This is a genomic window from Peterkaempfera griseoplana (assembly GCF_001418575.1).
Classification (GTDB): Bacteria; Actinomycetota; Actinomycetes; order Streptomycetales; family Streptomycetaceae; genus Peterkaempfera; species Peterkaempfera griseoplana.
This window is the reverse complement of record NZ_LIQR01000079.1, coordinates 1-17,773: the sequence shown is the minus strand read 5'-3', so window position 1 is coordinate 17,773 and position 17,773 is coordinate 1. Positions and strand designations below refer to the sequence as shown.

Below are 17,773 nucleotides of genomic sequence, written 5' to 3'. Positions count from 1 at the left end.
CGGCCGGGGCGGCGTCGGCGGTGCGCTCCGCAGGGGCGTCGGCCGCGCCGTCGGTCTTCATGGCCTTGGTCTCGCTCTTGAGGATGCGCAGCGACTGGCCGAGGGACCGGGCCATGTCGGGGAGCCGCTTGGCGCCGAACAGCAGCACGACGACCACAAGAATGAGAATGATCTCGGGTGCTCCGAGCCTGCCAAACATAAGCGACTACCTTTTCAGCGAGGCGGTGTTCCGGGTCTTGGCGCCCGTGACCTCCGGGCGCCGGAGCAGCGGGCCCATCTGCACCGTGCAACTCCTGCGGGCGATCGTAGCCTGAGGTGTTGAACGGAAGGCAACCCCCCGCGGTCTCCACGGCAACGACCCCCACCGCACATCGAAGGGCCGCTCCCCGAGCGTAACCCCGTGAGGCCCGCTGCACGAGGGTCAGCCGCCGGCGGCCTGCGGGCGTCCGTCGCCGGCGGTGGCCGCGAGGGCGTCGGCGAGCGGGGCGGCGGCCTGCTCCAGACCGGTGACGGCCCCGGCCACCGCACGGGAGGCGGTCTCCACCTCGCGGGCCAGGTGGCGTACGTCCAGCCAGACGCGGATTCCCAACAGGCCCAGGACAAGCAGCCCGGCAGTGGCCAGTCCGGTGGCCCCGACGATCATCCATGGCATGCCCTGAGCCTACCGTCCTCCGCCGGGCCGTCCGGAGGTCCGGCGCCCGCCCGGACCCTCCGGGACGCTCCCGGGCCCGGCGGGCTCGGTGTCCACTACCGGCCAGGATGCAGGCGCATGGTGGACACCCCGGCGCCGGTCAGGGCGTCGACGATCCGGTCCCCGGCGGGCTTGCGCACCGCGGCCCCGCACTCGGGGCAGGTGAAGCTGTAGAAGGTGCGCTCGCGGGTGCGGCCGACGGCCAGGCGCAGCGCCTCGGCCCCCAGCTCCACCTTGGTGCGGCACTCCGTGCAGAACGCCTTGAAACGCGTGGTGGTGGCCACCGCGCACCGTTCCTCTCCGGACCCAGCGGGCCCCGCCCCCGTCACCTCCCGGCGCCGGTCAGGTCAGCTCTCCGCCGGGGCCTGCTCCGCCGCGTCGGGACCATAGGCGGCCAGCGCCTCCGCTGCGGTGGCGCGGGCCTGCTCGGCGAGGTCCGCGGGGGCGACGATGCGCCCGTCGCGGCCCAGCCGCAGCGCCAGGCGGCGCAGCCCGGAGGGATCCGGGGTGCGCAGGGTGATACGCAGCCCGCCGTCCGGAAGCTCGACCGCCTCGTCGTGGGCGTAGTACTCGGTGACCCAGCGGCCGCCGGGGCCCACCTCCAGCACCACCTCGGGGTCGTCCGCGGCGGGGCGTACCAGGCCCTCCGAGAGGTCCCGCAGCTCCAGCGGCGGCGGGTCGGCCGGGGCGTCGAGCACCCGCAGGTCGGCGACCCGGTCCAGGCGGAACATCCGCCGGCCCTCGGAGACCCGGCACCAGGCCTCCAGATAGGTGTGGCCCTCGGTGACCATGCGGATGGGGTCCACCTCGCGCTCGGTCATGCCGCCGCGGCCGTAGGAGTAGTACCGCAGCCAGAGCCGGCGGCGCTCGGACAGCGCCCGGTCGACGTCGGCGAAGACATGGCCCTCGGCCTCGAAGGTGACCCCGACCCTGGCGCTGCCCTGGGCGCTCTCCCCGGCCGAGGACTCGATCTTGGCGACGGCGCGGGTGAGCGCCTGCCGGTCGCGTTCCCGCAGCCCGGGCAGGCCGGCGACGGCACGGGCGGCCACCAGGAGGGCGGTGGCCTCGTCGGCGGCGAGCCGCAGCGGCTGGGCGACGTCGTCGACGTTGTGCCACCAGATGCGCTCACCGTCGGTGTCGATGTCCAGCAGGTCGCCGCCGCGGAAGGAGGTGCCGCACATGGGCAGCACATTGAGGTCGCCGATCAGCTCCTGCTCGGTGATGCCGAAGGCGCGGGCGACCTCACCCACCCGGGCGCCCGGGCGTTCCCGCAGATAGGTCACCAGGGAGAGCATCCGGCGGGTCTGGTCGATGGCGTTGCTCACCGCTGGGCTCCCTGGGTGGCGTTCTGGTCGGTGTCCTGGCCGGCCACGGCGCGCAGCCTGGCCACCACGTCGGCGCGCAGGTCGTCCGGGCCGAGCACCACCACGTCGGCGCCGAACTCGGCGAGCCAGGCGCCCAGGCCGTAGCCGTAGGGGATCTCCAGCTCGTCCCAGTCGGCGTCCACCGGATCGCTGGCCAGCGCCTTGGCGCGCAGCGGGAAGGCGGCCCCGCGGCGCAGCCTGATCCGGGCGGTGGCGGTGGCGCCCTCACCGGCGAACCGGGCGACGTTCTCCCGTACGTCCACATGGTCGGGGACGTCGGCGGTGAAGCCGCCCGACCGGGTGCGGACCCGGCCGGTGATGCGGCTCAGCCGGAAGACCCGGGCGTCCTTGCGGTCGCGGTCCCAGCCGGCCACGTACCAGTGGCCGTGCCAGCACTCCAGGGCCCAGGGCTCGACACTGCGCTGCTCGGCGCGTACGGCGCCGGCCTTGCGGTACTCGAAGACGACGGGGCGGCGGTCGCGGGCGGCGAGCAGCAGCGGCTCGAAGGCGGCCTCGCGGGCCGGGATGCGGGGCTCCAGGGCGGTGTGCTCGCGGTCGGCGGCCGCCTCGAAGGGGACGCCCGCGGCGCGCAGCTTCTGCAGGGCGCCGCTGGCGGCTCCGGCCAGCCGGGCCTGCTGCCAGACGCGGGCCGCGAGGCTCAGCGCCGCGGCCTCCTCGGCGTCCAGCGCGATCTCCGGCAGCCGGTTGCGGTCGCGGCGGGCGACATAGCCGACCTCGCCGTCCAGGGAGGACTCGTCGACGTCGATGACCAGGCCGAGTTCGCGCAGGTCGTCCTTGTCCCGCTCGAACATCCGGTTGAAGGCCTCCTCGCTGCCGGCGGCGGACGCCTCCCGGTAGGCCTCGACGGAGTCCCGCAGCTCCTTCTTCGAGAGCGGGCGCCTGGTGTTCATCAGGCACAGGGCGAGGTTCATCAGCCGCTCTGCCTTGGCGATCGCCATCGCTGACCCTTCCGGAGTGCTGCGGGTGCGCGCCCGCCTCCTCGGCGGAGGGCAGGTGCCTGCCGGACGGACGCTGTCCGGCGCCTCGACCGTACCGTCACCGGCCCGGGCTGTGAAACCTGGTCCGGTGGTGAAGTGGGTTCGGATGCGCGGCGGTTGTCCGCAACGCGCGCCGCCCCCCGGCGGACCGGGGGGCGGCGGTGGAATCGTCGAGGTCAGACCGACAGCAGGTCCACCACGAAGATCAGCGTCTCACCGGGCTTGATGGCCGGAGTGGGGCTCTGGTTGCCGTAGGCCAGGTGGGCCGGGATGACCAGCTCACGACGGCCGCCGACCTTCATGCCGACGACGCCCTGGTCCCAGCCCTTGATGACACGGCCGCCACCCAGCGGGAAGCGGAAGGTCTGGTTACGGTTCCAGCTGGCGTCGAACTCCTCGCCGGTGCTGAAGGCCACGCCCACGTAGTGGACCTCGACGGTCTGGCCGGGCTTGGCCTCGGGACCGTCGCCCACCCAGATGTCGCGGATCTGCAGCTCCGCCGGCGGCTCTCCGCCCGGGAAGTCGACCAGCGGCTTCTCGATGCTCACATTGCCTCTTTCCATGGCCCCGGCAGATCCGGGGCTCCTCGGTGCGTGCGGGGGCCGCCACCGGGGCGGCCGCCCGGTCATTCTTACCCCGCCTCCAGGATGTCCACGACGAAGACCAGCGTCGACTTGGCCGGAATCCCCGACTGCGCCTGGTCCCCGTAGCCGAGCGACGGCGGGATCACCAGCTCCACCCGGCTGCCGACGGTCTGGCCGACCAGACCCTTGTCCCAGCCCTGGATGACCTGGCCGCCGCCGGTGGTGAAGCTGAAGGCGGAGCCGTGGTCAAGCGAGGAGTCGAACTTCTTGCCGTTGCTGTAGAGCAGACCGGTGTACTGGACGACCACCTTCTGCCCGCTGGTGACCTTGGGTCCGGTGCCCTTGATGAGCACTGCGCTCTTCAGCGACTTGGGCGCGGCGATGCCCTTGGGCACCGTGATCTCCGCGGCCTTCTTGCCGTTGTCCTTCACCTGGGGCATGTCGGAGGGGGCCGCCGCCGGGGTGCCGGAGACGGTCGCGCCCGGGTCCATGGACCGGACGATGTCCACCACGAAGATCAGCGTGTCCTTGGCGCCGATGCCCAGCTGGGAGTTGCCCTGGTCGCGGAAGGCCGCCGCGGGCGGCGCCACCACCAGGACCCGGCTGCCCACCTTGCGGCCCGTGACGCTGCTGTCCAGCGCCGCGATCAGCTCACCGGCCCCGGCCTGGAACAGCTGCGGCTTGCCGTCCTTGTCGTAGGAGCTGGGGATGGACTTGCCGGTCGTCCAGTCCTTGGCGCTGTAGTCGACGGTGACCCAGTCGTTCTTCTTCACCACCGCGCCGTCGCCCTCAGTGAGGGTCTTCACCACGAAGGAGCCGTCGGGCTTCTGCTTGGGCACCGCGATGTCGGCCTTCTTGCCGGTCGCGCCGGAGACCGTGGGCAGCACCGCGGCATTGTCCTTGATCGGCGGCACCGTGGGCGCGGCCGAGGCCGAGGGTGCGGGCGAGTCCGCGGTGGCCGTGGGTGCGGCGTCGGCGGCCGGCTTGCTGTCGTCCGGCCGGTTGGCCATCCACAGGGTGATACCGCTGCCCACCAGCAGCACGGCGAGCACCGTCCCCAGGATCACGCCGAGCCTGCCCACCGTGGGGGGCGCCTCGTCGTACCCGGCCTCGGACGAGGCGGTGCGCCGCACATTGGAGGCGAACACCTCCGGCTGCTCCTCCTCGGCGGCCGGCCGGTTCACCCGGCGACCCGTCTCCGGCTTCTGGACCACTATCGACTCGCCCGTGCCGCCCAGGACCCCGCCCGGCCGCAGGGCGGCCGGGTCGCTGGTCCGGCGGGGGTCACCCGGGCCCGGCGCGTTCTCAGACATGACTCCCCAATTCGCCGTTCCTCGCTTACTGCTGCGCAGAGCGGCAGCAGTATGTCAGGTCTCCCTGAGAATCCGGCCCCCGGGCGACCGGGTCGAGGTCAGACGGCCTGGAGGATGTCGATGACGAAGACCAGGGTCGACTTGGCCGGGATCTTGTCCTGGGCCTGGTCGCCGTAGCCCAGCGACGGCGGGATCACCAGCAGCACCCGGCTGCCGACGGTCTGGCCCACCAGCCCCTGGTCCCAGCCCTTGATGACCTGGCCGGTGCCGATCTGGAAGGCGGTGGCCCCGCCGTGGTCCCAGGAGGAGTCGAAGTTCGCGCCCGTGGACCAGAGCGCTCCCGTGTACTGGGCGACGATGGTCTGGCCCGAGGTGACCTTGGGTCCTGTGCCCTTGATCAGCACCGCGCTCTTCAGCGTCGTCGGCGGCGCCTGGCCCTTGGGCACCGTGATGGTCGCGGCCTTCCTGCCGTTGTCCTTCACCTGGGGCATCCCCGCCGGCGGCGGGACGCTGTGCCCGGTCAGGACGGTGTTCTGCGGCACCGACTGCAGGATGTCCACCACGAAGACCAGGGTGTCGTCGGGGCCCACGCCCAGCGCGGTGCTGCCCTTGCTGCCGAAGGCCGCCGCGGGCGGTGCCACCACCAGGACCCGGCTGCCCACCTTGCGTCCCACCACACTGGCGTCGAAGGCGGGGATCAGCTGACCCGTGCCGGCCTGGTAGAGCTGCGGCTTCTGCCCCTTGTCGTAGGAGCTGGGCACGGCCTTGCCGGTCGTCCAGTCCTTGGCGGTGTAGTCGATGGTCACCCAGTCCGAGGTGCGGACCGTGGCCCCGGTGCCCTCGGAGACGGTGGAGACCACGAACTTGCCGCTCGGCCGGCCGGAGGGCAGCGTGATGTCCGCCTTCTGTCCGGCCATGCCCGAGACGGTGGGCATGGGCGACGCCGAGGGGACCGGCGTCGGCACGGCCTGCGGCGAGGCGGCCGAGGTGGGCGAAGGGCTACTGGCGGTCTTGGAGCCGCCGCCGCCGTCGCTGCACCCGGTGATCACCAGGAGCGGCAGGACGAGCAGTGCGGCGAAGGGGCGCAGGGGGCGCACGAAGTTCCTCACGGTCGGTCACATACGGCGTTCCGGACTCTCCGGACACCATAGGACCCGACCTCCCGCAACCCCCGGCAGGCCGACGCCCGCGCTCCGCCGGACCGGTGATCGGTCATTCCTTCCGATCACCGGCCCGGCGGCCGGTCACATGCCGGCGATCAGCTTGTCCACCCGCTCGTCCACCGAGCGGAAGGGGTCCTTGCACAGCACGGTGCGCTGCGCCTGGTCGTTGAGCTTCAGGTGCACCCAGTCGACCGTGAAGTCCCGCCGCTGCTCCTGGGCCCGGCGGATGAAGTCGCCCCGCAGCCTGGCCCGGGTGGTCTGCGGCGGCACCGACTTGGCCTGGAAGGTCTTGAGGTCGGTGGTGACCCGCTCGGCCTGCCCCCGGTTCTGCAGCAGGTAGAACAGGCCGCGGCGGCGGTGGATGTCGTGGTAGGCGAGGTCGATCTGGGCCACCCGGGGGTGGGACATCGACATGCCGTTCTTCTCCCGGTAGCGCTCGATCAGCTGGTGCTTCATGACCCAGTCGATCTCGGTGCCGACCTTGGCGAGGTCCTCCGTGCGGACCGCGTCCAGGGTGCGGCCCCACAGGTCCAGCACCCGCTCCACGGTGCCGGTGCGGATGCCGCGCCGGTCGGCGAACTCCACCGCCTTGGCGTAGTACTCCTCCTGGATCTCCAGGGCGGAGGCCTCCCGGCCGTTGGCCAGCCTGACCTGGCGGCGGCCGCTGAGGTCATGGCTGACCTCGCGGATGGCCCGGATGGGGTTCTCCAGGGTGAGGTCGCGCATCACCGTGCCGGCCTCGATCATGCGCAGCACCAGGTCGGTGGCGCCCACCTTGAGCAGGGTGGTGGTCTCCGACATGTTGGAGTCGCCGACGATGACATGGAGCCTGCGGTAGCGCTCGGCGTCGGCGTGCGGCTCGTCGCGGGTGTTGATGATGGGACGGGAACGGGTGGTCGCCGAGCTGACGCCCTCCCAGATGTGCTCCGCCCGCTGGCTGACGCAGTACACCGCCCCGCGGGGGGTCTGCAGCACCTTGCCGGCCCCGCAGATCAGCTGCCGGGTGACCAGGAACGGGATCAGGATGTCCGCCAGCCGGGAGAACTCCCCGTGCCGTGCCACCAGGTAGTTCTCGTGACAGCCGTAGGAGTTGCCGGCCGAGTCGGTGTTGTTCTTGAAGAGGTAGACGTCCCCGGCGATGCCCTCCTCGTGCAGACGCCGCTCGGCGTCCACCAGCAGGCCCTCGAGGATGCGTTCACCGGCCTTGTCATGCGTGACCAGTTCGGTGACGTCGTCGCACTCGGGAGTGGCATACTCCGGGTGCGAACCGACGTCCAGATAGAGGCGTGCACCATTGCGCAGGAACACATTGCTGCTGCGGCCCCACGAGACGACACGGCGGAAGAGGTAGCGCGCCACTTCGTCCGGGGACAGGCGCCGCTGCCCCCGGAACGTGCAGGTGACACCGTACTCGTTCTCCAGCCCGAAAATGCGGCGGTCCATGAGTGGACTTTACGCTTTTGGACGGCTTCTGAAACCGTTTCGGGGACGGCGATTCGATCACGCCCGCCGGGAGCGGCGGATGCGCGTCGGCAGGACCCCGCCGACCACTCGGATTCACCCGGACGTGGCCGCCGGAAGGCCGCCGGGGTGCGGAGCACCACCCTGCTGCACCGCGGCGGCACGACGGCGGCATGACCGCGGCCGGCGGCAGGGGCGGGCGCGCCCGGGTGGGCCGCCCGCACGCCGCTCCGCGGTCGCGGGGCGGCGGACGACGGACACTGTGCCGCTCCGGAGGCGTGCAGGCGGGGCGGACGGCCCGCTGCGGTGCTGCGGGCCGTCCACACTGTCGCGCTCCCCGGACGCCCGCGCGGGCGTCCGGGGAGCGCGACGCGGCCGCTACAGGGGCGGATCGGTCGGCTCGTCCTCGTCGCCGGACGCGGACGGCTTGTCGATCTCGGGGGCGACGGGCGGACGGGTGTCCTCCTGCGAGCCGCCGGCCGGCGGGGCCACGGGCGGGGCGACCGGCGCCTCCTCCTCGCTGTGGCCGGCGGCCTCCAGCAGCCGGTTCAGCTGGGCGCCCAGCACCCGCTTGAACTTCCGCTGCTGGGGGCGGCTGCGGTCGAGGACCGCCACCTCCAGCTGCTCGGGAGTGATGGTGCGCGGAGTGCCGCCGTTGGGGTCGCGGGCGAGCGACTCCACAGCGAGGCCCAACGCCTCGGCGAGGGTGAATCCCGCCCGGTGCCGCTGGCCGAGGTAGTTGCCGATGGAGTCGGCGTTGCCGCCGACCACCACGCTGTTGTGCTCGTCCACCACCGAACCGTCGGGGGTGAGGCGGTAGATCTGGTCGTCCTCGGGGCTGCGGCCGACCTCAGCCACGATCAGCTCCACCTCGTAGGGCTTCTCGCCGACCGAGGAGAAGATGGTGCCGAGCGTCTGGGCGTAGACGTTGGCCAGGCCGCGGGCGGTGACATCGGCCCGGTCGTAGGAGTAGCCCCGCAGGTCGGCGTAGCGCACACCGCCGATCCGCAGGTTCTCGAACTCGTTGTAGCGACCGACGGCGGCATAGGCGATGCGGTCGTAGATCTCGCTGACCTTGTGCAGCGCCCGGGAGGTGTTCTCCGCGACGAAGACGATGCCGTCGGTGTAGGTGAGCACGACCACGCTGCGGCCCCGCGCGATGCCCTTGCGGGCGTATTCGGCGCGGTCCGCCATGGCCTGCTGGGGTGAGACGTAGAACGGCGTCGACACCGGCTGTCGTCCCCTTCTGTCAGGTGGTCCGGGTGTGGGTCGGGGATGCGGCGGGGCCGCCGGGGCTACAGCAGGGGTGCCTGCGGGCCGTCGGGCTGCTCCAGCCGCTTGGCGGTGATCGCGCGGGCGATCTCGGAGACCTCCTCCTCGGAGAGCCTGCGGAAGCCGTCCTCGGTGACCAGGGCCACGATGGGGAAGATCCGCCGGGCCATGTCGGGGCCGCCGGTGGCGGAGTCGTCGTCGGCCGCGTCGTACAGTGCCTGGACGACCAGGGTGGCCGCCTGATCGGCCGTCAGGTCGTCCCGGTAGAGCTTCTTGAGCGCGCCGCGGGCGAAGACCGAGCCGGAGCCGGTGGCCGCGAAGCCCCGCTCCTCGGAGCGGCCTCCGGTGACGTCATAGGTGAAGATCCGCCCCCGGCCGCGGTCCAGGTCGTACCCGGCGAAGAGCGGCACCACGGCCAGGCCCTGCATCGCCATGCCGAGGTTGCCGCGGATCATGGTGGAGAGGCGGTTGGCCTTGCCCTCCAGGGAGAGCTGGGCGCCCTCGATCTTCTCGTAGTGCTCCAGCTCCAGCTGGAACAGCCGCACCATCTCCACCGCCAGCCCCGCGGTGCCGGCGATGCCGACGGCGGAGTAGTCGTCGGCGGGGAAGACCTTCTCGATGTCGCGCTGGGCGATGACATTGCCCATGGTGGCGCGGCGGTCGCCGGCGAGCACCACTCCGCCGGAGAAGACCGCCGAGACGATGGTGGTCCCGTGCGGGATCTCGATCGTGGCCGGGGCGGCGGGCAGCGTACGCCGACCGGGGAGCAGCTCGGGCGAGTGCTCCGCCAGGAAGTCGATGAACGACGAGGACCCTGGGGTCAGGAAGGCAGCCGGTAGACGCCCGGTGCCGTGAGTGTTGGCTTCCACACGATCCCTTCCGAAGAGGCGGCGGCCCGCCAGTGCAGGTACGGCACGGACCCTACCCGTTTCATGGTCGCGATCCACATGATCGGCTCGACCTGAATACGGGTAGCAATCCGCGGAGCATTCCGGGGAATGCTCCGCGGTGCTGTCCGACCCCCGTATCGGACATTTTGCGACTACTCGCCGCCCTTCTGGACAAAACCCCGAACGAAGTCCTCGGCATTGGACTCCAGCACATCGTCGATTTCGTCGAGAACCGCGTCGACGTCGTCGGAGAGCTTCTCCTGCCGCTCCTTGAGATCCTCGGAGCCCTGCGCCTCGGGCGTCTCCTCCTCGACCTCCTCGGAGGAGCGGTTGGCCCGCTGCTGGCCGCCGGTGTCCTTGGTCGCCATATCCCTCACCCCGCTCGCTTGCGATTGCGATACTGGTCAGACCCTACATACGGGCTACGACAAGCGCTCCGGTTCCGTTCACCTCTCTCAACGTCCGGGGCTCCCCTCGATGATTCCCATCCGCAGCGCCTTCACTCTTGGTGACTGCCGGGTCACGCGCCGGAGAGCACCCGTACGAGGTCCTCGGCGGTGCGGCAGCGGTCCAGCAGCTCCTTGACGTGGTTGCGGGTCCCCCGCAGGGGCTCCAGGGTCGGCACCCGCTGCAGCGAGTCACGACCCGGGAGGTCGAAGATCACCGAGTCCCACGAGGCGGCCGCGACATGCTCCGCGTACTGCTCCAGGCAGCGCCCGCGGAAGTACGCCCTGGTGTCCTCCGGGGGCTTCACCGCCGCCCGGGTGACATCGCCCTCCTCCAGCAGCCGCTCGAAGCGGCCGCGCGCCACCAGGCGGTTGTACAGGCCCTTCTCCTCGCGGACGTCGGAGTACTGCAGGTCGACCAGGTGCAACCGGGGGTTGTCCCAGCCCAGGCCGTCGCGGTTGCGGTAGCCCTCCAGGATCTCCTTCTTGGCGATCCAGTCCAGCTCCCGGCTGAGGCTCATCGGGTCGCGCTGCAGCCGGCCGAGCACGTCCTCCCAGCGGTCCAGCACGTCCCGGGTCTGCTCGTCGGCGTCCGCGCCGTAGCGCTCCTCGACGTACTTGTGGGCCAGCTCGCAGTACTCCATCTGGAGCTGCACCGCGGTGAGGGTGCGGCCGTTGCGCAGAGTGACCAGGCGCTGCAGGGACGGGTCGTGGGAGACCTGGTGCAGGGTGCGCACCGGCTGGTCGACGGCGAGGTCCACATTGATGAACCCGTCCTCGATCATCGACAGCACCAGGGCGGTGGTGCCCAGCTTGAGGTAGGTGGAGATCTCGGAGAGGTTGGCGTCGCCGATGATCACATGCAGCCGGCGGTACTTCTCGGCGTCGGCGTGCGGCTCGTCCCGGGTGTTGATGATGGGCCGTTTGAGGGTGGTCTCCAGACCCACCTCGACCTCGAAGTAGTCGGCCCGCTGACTGATCTGGAAGCCGTGCGCGGAGCCGTCCTGGCCGATGCCGACCCGGCCGGCGCCGCAGACCACCTGCCGGGAGACGAAGAACGGGGTGAGGTGCCGGACGATGTCGGCGAACGGGGTCGACCGCCGCATCAGGTAGTTCTCGTGGCAGCCGTAGGAAGCGCCCTTGTTGTCGGTGTTGTTCTTGTAGAGGTGGATGGGCTGCGCCCCGGGCAGCTCCGCGGCGCGCGCCGCCGCGGCCGCCATGATGCGCTCGCCGGCCTTGTCCCAGAGCACCGCCTCACGCGGATTGGTGGTCTCGGGGGCGCTGTACTCCGGATGGGCGTGGTCGACGTAGAACCGGGCACCGTTGGTGAGGATGACATTGGCCAGGCCGATGTCCTCGTCGGTGAGCTGGCTGGAGTCCGCGGCGTCGCGGGCGAGGTCGAAGCCCCGGGCGTCCCGGAGCGGGTTCTCCTCCTCGAAGTCCCACCGGGCCCGCCTCGCCCGCTGCATCGCCGCCGCATAGGCGTTGACGATCTGGGACGAGGTGAGCATGGCGTTGGCGTTGGGGTGCCCCGGCACGGAGATGCCGTACTCGGTCTCGATCCCCATCACGCGCCGTACAGACATGCGGCCCTCCTTGCCCGGCGCCGCGCCCCTGCCGGGCGCGGCGCTGCCCCTTGAGCCTAGAACCCCCGGCGGACATCGGGCGGATCGTCCGCCGCGCACACCGTCCGGCTGCGGTGACCCGGGCGGGCTCCCGCAGCCGGACGGTGTTGGCGGTCGTGTGGCGGCCCGTCCGGGCGACTGGTCCTACAGGTACTGACCCGTGTTGGCCACGGTGTCGATGGATCGGCCGGACTCGGCGCCCTGCTTGCCGGTGACCAGCGTGCGGATGAAGACGATCCGCTCGCCCTTCTTGCCGGAGATGCGGGCCCAGTCGTCCGGGTTGGTGGTGTTGGGCAGGTCCTCGTTCTCCTTGAACTCGTCGACGCACGCGGCGAGCAGGTGGGAGACGCGCAGGCCCTTCTGGCCGTGGTCGAGGAAGTCCTTGATGGCCATCTTCTTCGCCCGGTCCACGATGTTCTGGATCATGGCGCCGGAGTTGAAGTCCTTGAAGTACAGGACCTCCTTGTCACCGTTGGCGTAGGTGACCTCCAGGAAGCGGTTCTCCTCGGTCTCCGAGTACATCCGCTCCACCACCGACTGGATCATGGCTTCGACGGTGGCGTCCGCCGAGGAGCCGTGTTCCTTGAGGTCGTCGGGGTGCAGCGGGAGGGTGGCCTTGAGATACTTCGAGAAGATGTCCTTGGCGGCCTCGGCGTCCGGCCGCTCGATCTTGATCTTGACGTCCAGCCGGCCCGGCCGCAGGATCGCCGGGTCGATCATGTCCTCCCGGTTGGAGGCGCCGATGACGATGACGTTCTCCAGACCCTCCACACCGTCGATCTCGGCGAGCAGCTGGGGGACGATGGTGTTCTCCACGTCCGAGCTGACACCCGAGCCGCGGGTGCGGAAGAGCGACTCCATCTCGTCGAAGAAGACGATGACGGGGGTGCCCTCGCTCGCCTTCTCCCGGGCCCGCTGGAAGACCAGGCGGATCTGCCGCTCGGTCTCGCCCACGTACTTGTTGAGCAGCTCGGGGCCCTTGATGTTGAGGAAGTAGCTCTTGCCCTGGGGGCGGCCGGTGACGTCGGCCACCTTCTTGGCCAGCGAGTTGGCCACCGCCTTGGCGATCAGCGTCTTGCCGCAGCCGGGCGGGCCGTAGAGCAGGACGCCCTTGGGCGGGCGCAGCTCGTACTCCTGGAAGAGCTCGGCATGCAGGTAGGGCAGCTCGACGGCGTCGCGGATCTGCTCGATCTGGTTGGTCAGGCCGCCGATCTGCCGGTAGTCGATGTCCGGGACCTCCTCGAGGACCAGCTCCTCGACCTCGGCCTTGGGGATCACCTCGTACACATAGCCGGAGCGGGGCTCCAGCAGCAGCGCGTCACCGGACCGGATGGTGATGTCGCGCAGCGGCTCCGCCAGCCGGACCACGCGCTCCTCGTCGGTGTGCCCGAGCACCAGGGCGCGCTCGCCGTCCTCCAGGACCTCCTTGAGGGTGACGATCTCGCCGAGGGACTCGAACTCCAGCGCCTCCACGACGTTCATGGCCTCGTTGAGCAGGACCTCCTGGCCGCGCCGCAGCTCGTCCAGGTCGACGTTCGGGCTGACGTTGACCCGCAGCTTGCGGCCGCCGGTGAAGATGTCCGCCGTCCCGTCCTCCACCGCTTCGAGGAAGGTACCGAACCCGGCGGGGGGCTGGGCCAGCCGGTCCACCTCCTCCTTGAGGGCCACGATCTGGTCGCGGGCCTCGCGGAGGGTGGCGGCGAGCCGTTCGTTCTGGGCCGTCACACCGGCCAGGTTGGTCTGCAGCTCGACAATGCGCTCCTCGAGGATCCTCGAGTGGCGCGGCGAGTCCGCGAGCTTGCGGCGCAGGACGGCAATCTCCTGCTCGAGGAACGAGACCTGCGCGGCCTCGTCGGAACCCCGAGCCGGCCTGCCGGTGCTGCGGTTGTAGTCGTCATCGTGGGCTGCCACGGTCCTCACCTCCTCCGGGGGAGCTGGACGCTTCCAGACCCTACCTGTGCCGGGGGTTGTGTAAACCCCTAGATCAGAAAGACGGAAGGGGCGTGTCCGATCTTCACCCTTGCGCGCTTCCCCTCGCCAGGGAGATACCCAGCCGACACCTGCGGAAAGCGACCAGATGTATCGTCGATCAGGTCAATGCGTGGTCGCCGATGTCACATCCGGTGCGATCGCTGTACGAATGGCGGGAATGCCCCCACAGGGGGCGACTCAGGACAGAAACGGCAGGCGGGATGTCCGTGACCGACGAGCCCCTCGAAGTGTGGATCGACCAGGATCTCTGCACCGGTGACGGGATCTGCGCGCAGTACGCGCCCGAGGTCTTCGAACTCGACATCGACGGCCTCGCCTATGTGAAAGGCACCGACGACGAACTCCGGCAGCAGCCCGGAGAGAGCGTGCCCGTTCCGCTGACCGTCCTTCAGGACGTGGTGGATTCGGCGAAGGAGTGCCCCGGGGACTGCATTCACGTCCGCCGCGTCCGCGACCGGGTCGAGGTCTACGGGCCGGACGCCGACTGAGGCCGCACCGGCGCCCGCACCGTACGGGGCCGGCCCGCACGGCCCGCGGGCGGAGGACCTCGACGGACGGACCTCGACGGCCCGCTGCCCGCCCGGGGACCGGGCGGCGCACGCCTAACCGACCGCGGGAGCGGGCGCGGAGGCCTGAGCGCGGATCCACTCGGACCCGGCCCGGGCCCAGGTGAGAATCAGGTTCACATCCGGGCAGCAGCGGGCCACATCCACGCCGGAGTAGCCCTGCACCCGCGCGACCACCGTTCCGTCGGGACCCGACTCCAGCTCCGTCACGCTGAGATCCTCCTGGGGCCGGACCAGGGTGGCGGCGATCCTCGGCGCTGCCGATCCCCCGGCTGCCGATCCGGCTCCGGATGCCCCCGCGGCCGGCTCCCCGGCCAGGACGTAGACGCCGTCGGGCGGGGTGCCGTTGGTGCCGTCGCAGTGCGCCGCGACCACCGTCTCCGGACGGCCGTCACCGTCCAGGTCCGCGCTGAACCTGTGCGCCGCCTTCACCGGGAACGGGCCGCAGTCCAGCGGCAGTTGGACCCTGGACGGGTCCGGCGCGACGGCGGGGGCGGCCGTGACGGGCGCCTCCGCGTGCCCCGGGGCCGGGGACCGTACGGCGCGCGGCGCGCCCTCGGCCGGTGCCCCGACCACGGCGGTGGCGATCACCGCGCCCACCGCCGCAGCGGTCACGGCCCAGTGGACCGGACCCGAGCGGGCGTGCGCGGGGCCGCTGGGCGGCGTGTCCGTACCGGCCTCGGCTGCTTCGTCCACCTGGTGATCCCCTCCACCGGAGCGGTGCCCGTACATCTGCACGGTGGGCATGTCATGTGCCGCAGATCTTGCCACACCGATCCGCCGCCGCACCCCCCGGGCACCCGGCATCCCTGCGGCGCACCGCCGACGGGCCCGAGGGGCCCGCAGGAGGCCTCAGCCGGGCCGGGAGCGACTCAGGGGCGCAGGGTCCCCGCGGCAGCCCCGCGGAGGTCGCGGGCTGCTTGTGCGGGGCTCCCCGCGCCCCTGGGGGTCACGGCTCGCCGAAGCGGGTCGGGCTCAGGAGGTGGCGGCCTCGTAGTCCTCGCCGTAGGCGCCCTTGGCGGGACGGCGGCGGCGCATCGGCGGCTCCACCCCGTCGGCCAGGCGGCGGGCGGTCAGCAGAAAGCCGGTGTGGCCGATCATGCGGTGGTCCGGCCGGACGGCCAGGCCCTCCAGGTGCCAGGTGCGGACCATGGTCTCCCAGGCCTGCGGCTCGGTGAAGGTCCGGTGCTCGCGCAGCGCCTCCACGGTCTTGGACATCTGCGTGGTGGTGGCCACGTAGCAGCAGACCAGACCGCCGGGCACCAGCGCCTTGGACACCGCGTCCAGGCACTCCCAGGGCGCCAGCATGTCCAGGATCACCCGGTCGACGTCGGACTCCGCCAGGTTGTCCTGCAGATCACCGACGGTGAGCTTCCACGCCGGGTGCTGCCCGCCGAAGTAGCGCTCGACGTTCTGCCTGGCGATCTCGGCGAAGTCGGCCCGCCGCTCGTAGGAGGAGAGCATGCCCTGGTCGCCGACCGCGCGCAGCAGATAGGTGGAGAGCGCCCCGGAGCCCACACCCGCCTCGACGACCCGGGCGCCGGGGAAGATGTCGGCCATGGAGATGATCTGCCCCGCGTCCTTGGGGTAGACCACCGCGGCGCCGCGCGGCATGGAGAGGACGTAGTCGGGGAGCAGGGGCCGCAGCGCGAGGTAGGCGACGTTCCCCGTGGTACGCACGACAGTGCCCTCGGGGGCACCGATCAGCTCGTCGTGGGGGAAGGAACCCTTGTGGGTGTGAAAGTTCTTCCCGGCCTCGAGCGTGAACGTGTAGTGGCGTCCCTTGGGGTCGGTGAGCTGGACCTGGTCCCCGACCTGGAAGGGCCCGCGACGGCGGGCGGCACCGGTCGGTTCGGACATGCGGTCCATTCTAGTGCCAGGTGGGGGCCGCTCCGACCACCGAGCACGGTCCCCGCCCCGGCCGCCCCCGGCGGCCTCCCGGGGACCTTCAGCGGCCGGCCATGGCGGCCGTGAGGACCTTCTCCACATCGGCGAGGGAGAGCACCCCGTACGGCGAGCCGTCCGCCTCCACCACCAGGTACTCGCTGGCCGGTGCGGTGCGCAGCGCCTCCAGCAGCTCCTCGCCGCCGGCCGTGGCGGGCAGCCGCATGGCCGGGGTGAGGTCGCGGGCGAGGGAGCCGGTCGCGGTCCAGGGGCGGCGGTGCTCGGGCACGGTGAGCACGGCGGACTCCCGTACGAGCGCCCGGGGCTCGCCGCGGCCGTCGACGACCACGATGCCCCGGGCACCCGTCTCATGGGCCTGCCGCAGCGCCTCGGCGAGCGGTGTGTCGGCGGTGACGGACACGGCCTTGCGGGTCAGGGCGCGGACCTGCAGCTGCGGGAGCGCCTCCTTCAGCCGGGCGGTGCGCAGACTCTGGCCCGCGCCGCTCCAGATGATGGAGGCCAGCACCGCGGCGATGATCGCGTCGGTGAAGGTGTCCGCGCCGGAGCCGCTGACGGCGCTGCGGCGGGCGCTGAGCAGCGGCAGCCCGATCAGCACCAGCAGGGCCAGGCAGCGCCCCACCCAGGCCGCGGCGACGGTGCCGGACATGGGCCGCCCGGTCAGCCGCCACACGACCGCGCGCAGCATCCGGCCGCCGTCCAGCGGCAGCCCCGGCAGCAGGTTGAAGACGGCCACGATGATGTTGCTCACCATCAGCCCGGCCAGCAGCACCCCGGGCACCGTACCGGGGCGAACCGGCTGGAGGGCGAGGTAGAAGACCCCGCCGAGCACCAGGGAGAGCAGCGGCCCGACGAAGGCGAGCCAGAACTCCCGGCCCGGGGTCTCGGCCTCCTTCTCGATCTCCGAGACCCCGCCGAAGAACTGCAGCTGGATACGGCGCACCGGCAGTCCGAAGCGCAGCGCGACCAGGGTGTGGGCCAGCTCGTGCACCAGCACCGAGCCGTAGAAGGCGACGGCGAAGAAGAGCGACACCAGGTAGCGCTCGGCGCCGAGCTGCGGCAGCACCGCCTCCAGCTGGTGTCCGAAGACCCAGGTGATCAGTGCGGCGATGACGAACCAGGTGGGGGTCACATAGACGGGGACGCCGAAGGGCCGCCCCATCAGGATGCCGCCGCGCGGCGAATCCGAGGGGAGCCGCCCCGAGCCCTGTCCGGGCTTCTGTCCCGGGCCCTGTCCGGGGTCCTGTCCAGGGTCCCGTCCCGGGCCGGTAGCGGGCTCGCCGGGGTGGGGCTGGTCCGACCTCGGCTGCCCCTTGGTCTCGCTCACCCTGGCCCCTTCGGATCGTGTGACTGGCCCCACGCTACGTGATGGCCGCACGGGGGACGATCCCGGGCGGTCACCGCTCCGCGGCCGCTGAACCACTGATACCCGCTGGAGGAGCTGCTCAGGCTCTCCCGGGCCGCCCGGCACGCGCCGGGAGCCCCCGGCGGCCGCTGCGCAGCCGC

General features: G+C 71.6%; 18 protein-coding genes. 1 reads left to right on the top strand and 17 read right to left on the bottom strand.

The annotated features are described in order from the left end of the window. From tatA to arc, 14 genes are all read right to left on the bottom strand, one after another. On the bottom strand, positions 1–199 hold a 199-nt coding region (gene tatA / locus AOK09_RS06320), incomplete at its 3' end, for a Sec-independent protein translocase subunit TatA (RefSeq protein WP_055586119.1). A 222-nt stretch (positions 200–421) separates the two neighbouring features. Further along, positions 422–652, bottom strand: coding sequence for a hypothetical protein (locus AOK09_RS06315; protein WP_063795854.1), 231 nt, complete (start codon positions 650–652; stop codon positions 422–424). 95 nt (positions 653–747) lie between these two features. After that, complete coding sequence (locus tag AOK09_RS06310) at positions 748–975, bottom strand: hypothetical protein (protein WP_055586115.1); 228 nt, start codon at positions 973–975, stop codon at positions 748–750. A gap of 63 nt (positions 976–1,038) precedes the next feature. Beyond that, positions 1,039–1,986, bottom strand: coding sequence for a helix-turn-helix transcriptional regulator (locus AOK09_RS06305; protein WP_055586118.1), 948 nt, complete (start codon positions 1,984–1,986; stop codon positions 1,039–1,041). 26 nt (positions 1,987–2,012) lie between these two features. After that, positions 2,013–3,014 (bottom strand): helix-turn-helix transcriptional regulator, encoded by a 1,002-nt coding sequence (locus AOK09_RS06300; RefSeq protein ID WP_055586114.1) that lies wholly within the window; start codon positions 3,012–3,014, stop codon positions 2,013–2,015. A gap of 215 nt (positions 3,015–3,229) precedes the next feature. After that, positions 3,230–3,601: an FKBP-type peptidyl-prolyl cis-trans isomerase gene (locus tag AOK09_RS06295; protein WP_055586113.1), complete on the bottom strand. Its 372-nt coding sequence runs from the start codon at positions 3,599–3,601 to the stop codon at positions 3,230–3,232. A gap of 83 nt (positions 3,602–3,684) precedes the next feature. Beyond that, the gene (locus tag AOK09_RS06290) at positions 3,685–4,950 is read right to left on the bottom strand and encodes an FKBP-type peptidyl-prolyl cis-trans isomerase (RefSeq protein WP_055586112.1); all 1,266 of its coding nucleotides are present in this window, start codon (positions 4,948–4,950) and stop codon (positions 3,685–3,687) included. A gap of 98 nt (positions 4,951–5,048) precedes the next feature. After that, positions 5,049–6,059 (bottom strand): FKBP-type peptidyl-prolyl cis-trans isomerase, encoded by a 1,011-nt coding sequence (locus AOK09_RS06285; RefSeq protein ID WP_245687149.1) that lies wholly within the window; start codon positions 6,057–6,059, stop codon positions 5,049–5,051. Positions 6,060–6,194: 135 nt separating this feature from the next. Further along, entirely contained in the window at positions 6,195–7,556 is a 1,362-nt protein-coding gene (pafA, locus tag AOK09_RS06280) for a Pup--protein ligase (RefSeq protein ID WP_055586111.1), read from the bottom strand. Between the two features lie 396 nt (positions 7,557–7,952). Continuing rightward, positions 7,953–8,804, bottom strand: a complete 852-nt coding sequence (prcA, locus tag AOK09_RS06275) for a proteasome subunit alpha (protein ID WP_055586110.1) — start codon at positions 8,802–8,804, stop codon at positions 7,953–7,955. 65 nt (positions 8,805–8,869) lie between these two features. Continuing rightward, on the bottom strand, positions 8,870–9,715 hold the full coding sequence (prcB, locus tag AOK09_RS06270) for a proteasome subunit beta (RefSeq protein WP_055586109.1): 846 nt from the start codon (positions 9,713–9,715) through the stop codon (positions 8,870–8,872). A 173-nt stretch (positions 9,716–9,888) separates the two neighbouring features. Continuing rightward, complete coding sequence (locus tag AOK09_RS06265) at positions 9,889–10,104, bottom strand: ubiquitin-like protein Pup (RefSeq protein ID WP_055586108.1); 216 nt, start codon at positions 10,102–10,104, stop codon at positions 9,889–9,891. Positions 10,105–10,256: 152 nt separating this feature from the next. Continuing rightward, positions 10,257–11,768, bottom strand: a complete 1,512-nt coding sequence (dop, locus tag AOK09_RS06260; RefSeq protein WP_079062802.1) for a depupylase/deamidase Dop — start codon at positions 11,766–11,768, stop codon at positions 10,257–10,259. Between the two features lie 183 nt (positions 11,769–11,951). Then, positions 11,952–13,718 (bottom strand): proteasome ATPase, encoded by a 1,767-nt coding sequence (gene arc / locus AOK09_RS06255; RefSeq protein WP_055586106.1) that lies wholly within the window; start codon positions 13,716–13,718, stop codon positions 11,952–11,954. A gap of 281 nt (positions 13,719–13,999) precedes the next feature. Here arc and AOK09_RS06250 point away from each other — a divergent pair, with 281 nt between their 5' ends. Continuing rightward, positions 14,000–14,287 carry a ferredoxin gene (locus AOK09_RS06250; protein ID WP_055586105.1) on the top strand — a complete coding sequence of 96 codons (288 nt, stop codon included), beginning with the start codon at positions 14,000–14,002 and terminating at the stop codon, positions 14,285–14,287. Positions 14,288–14,401: 114 nt separating this feature from the next. Here the strand turns inward: AOK09_RS06250 and AOK09_RS06245 are convergent, their stop codons facing one another. The 3 genes from AOK09_RS06245 to AOK09_RS06235 form a co-directional block, all read right to left on the bottom strand. Then, positions 14,402–15,061: a hypothetical protein gene (locus AOK09_RS06245; protein WP_063795855.1), complete on the bottom strand. Its 660-nt coding sequence runs from the start codon at positions 15,059–15,061 to the stop codon at positions 14,402–14,404. Positions 15,062–15,340: 279 nt separating this feature from the next. Continuing rightward, positions 15,341–16,225 (bottom strand): tRNA (adenine-N1)-methyltransferase, encoded by an 885-nt coding sequence (locus tag AOK09_RS06240; RefSeq protein WP_055586103.1) that lies wholly within the window; start codon positions 16,223–16,225, stop codon positions 15,341–15,343. Positions 16,226–16,313: 88 nt separating this feature from the next. Further along, entirely contained in the window at positions 16,314–17,738 is a 1,425-nt protein-coding gene (locus AOK09_RS06235) for a site-2 protease family protein (RefSeq protein WP_107101253.1), read from the bottom strand. Between the last annotated feature and the right edge of the window lie 35 nt (positions 17,739–17,773).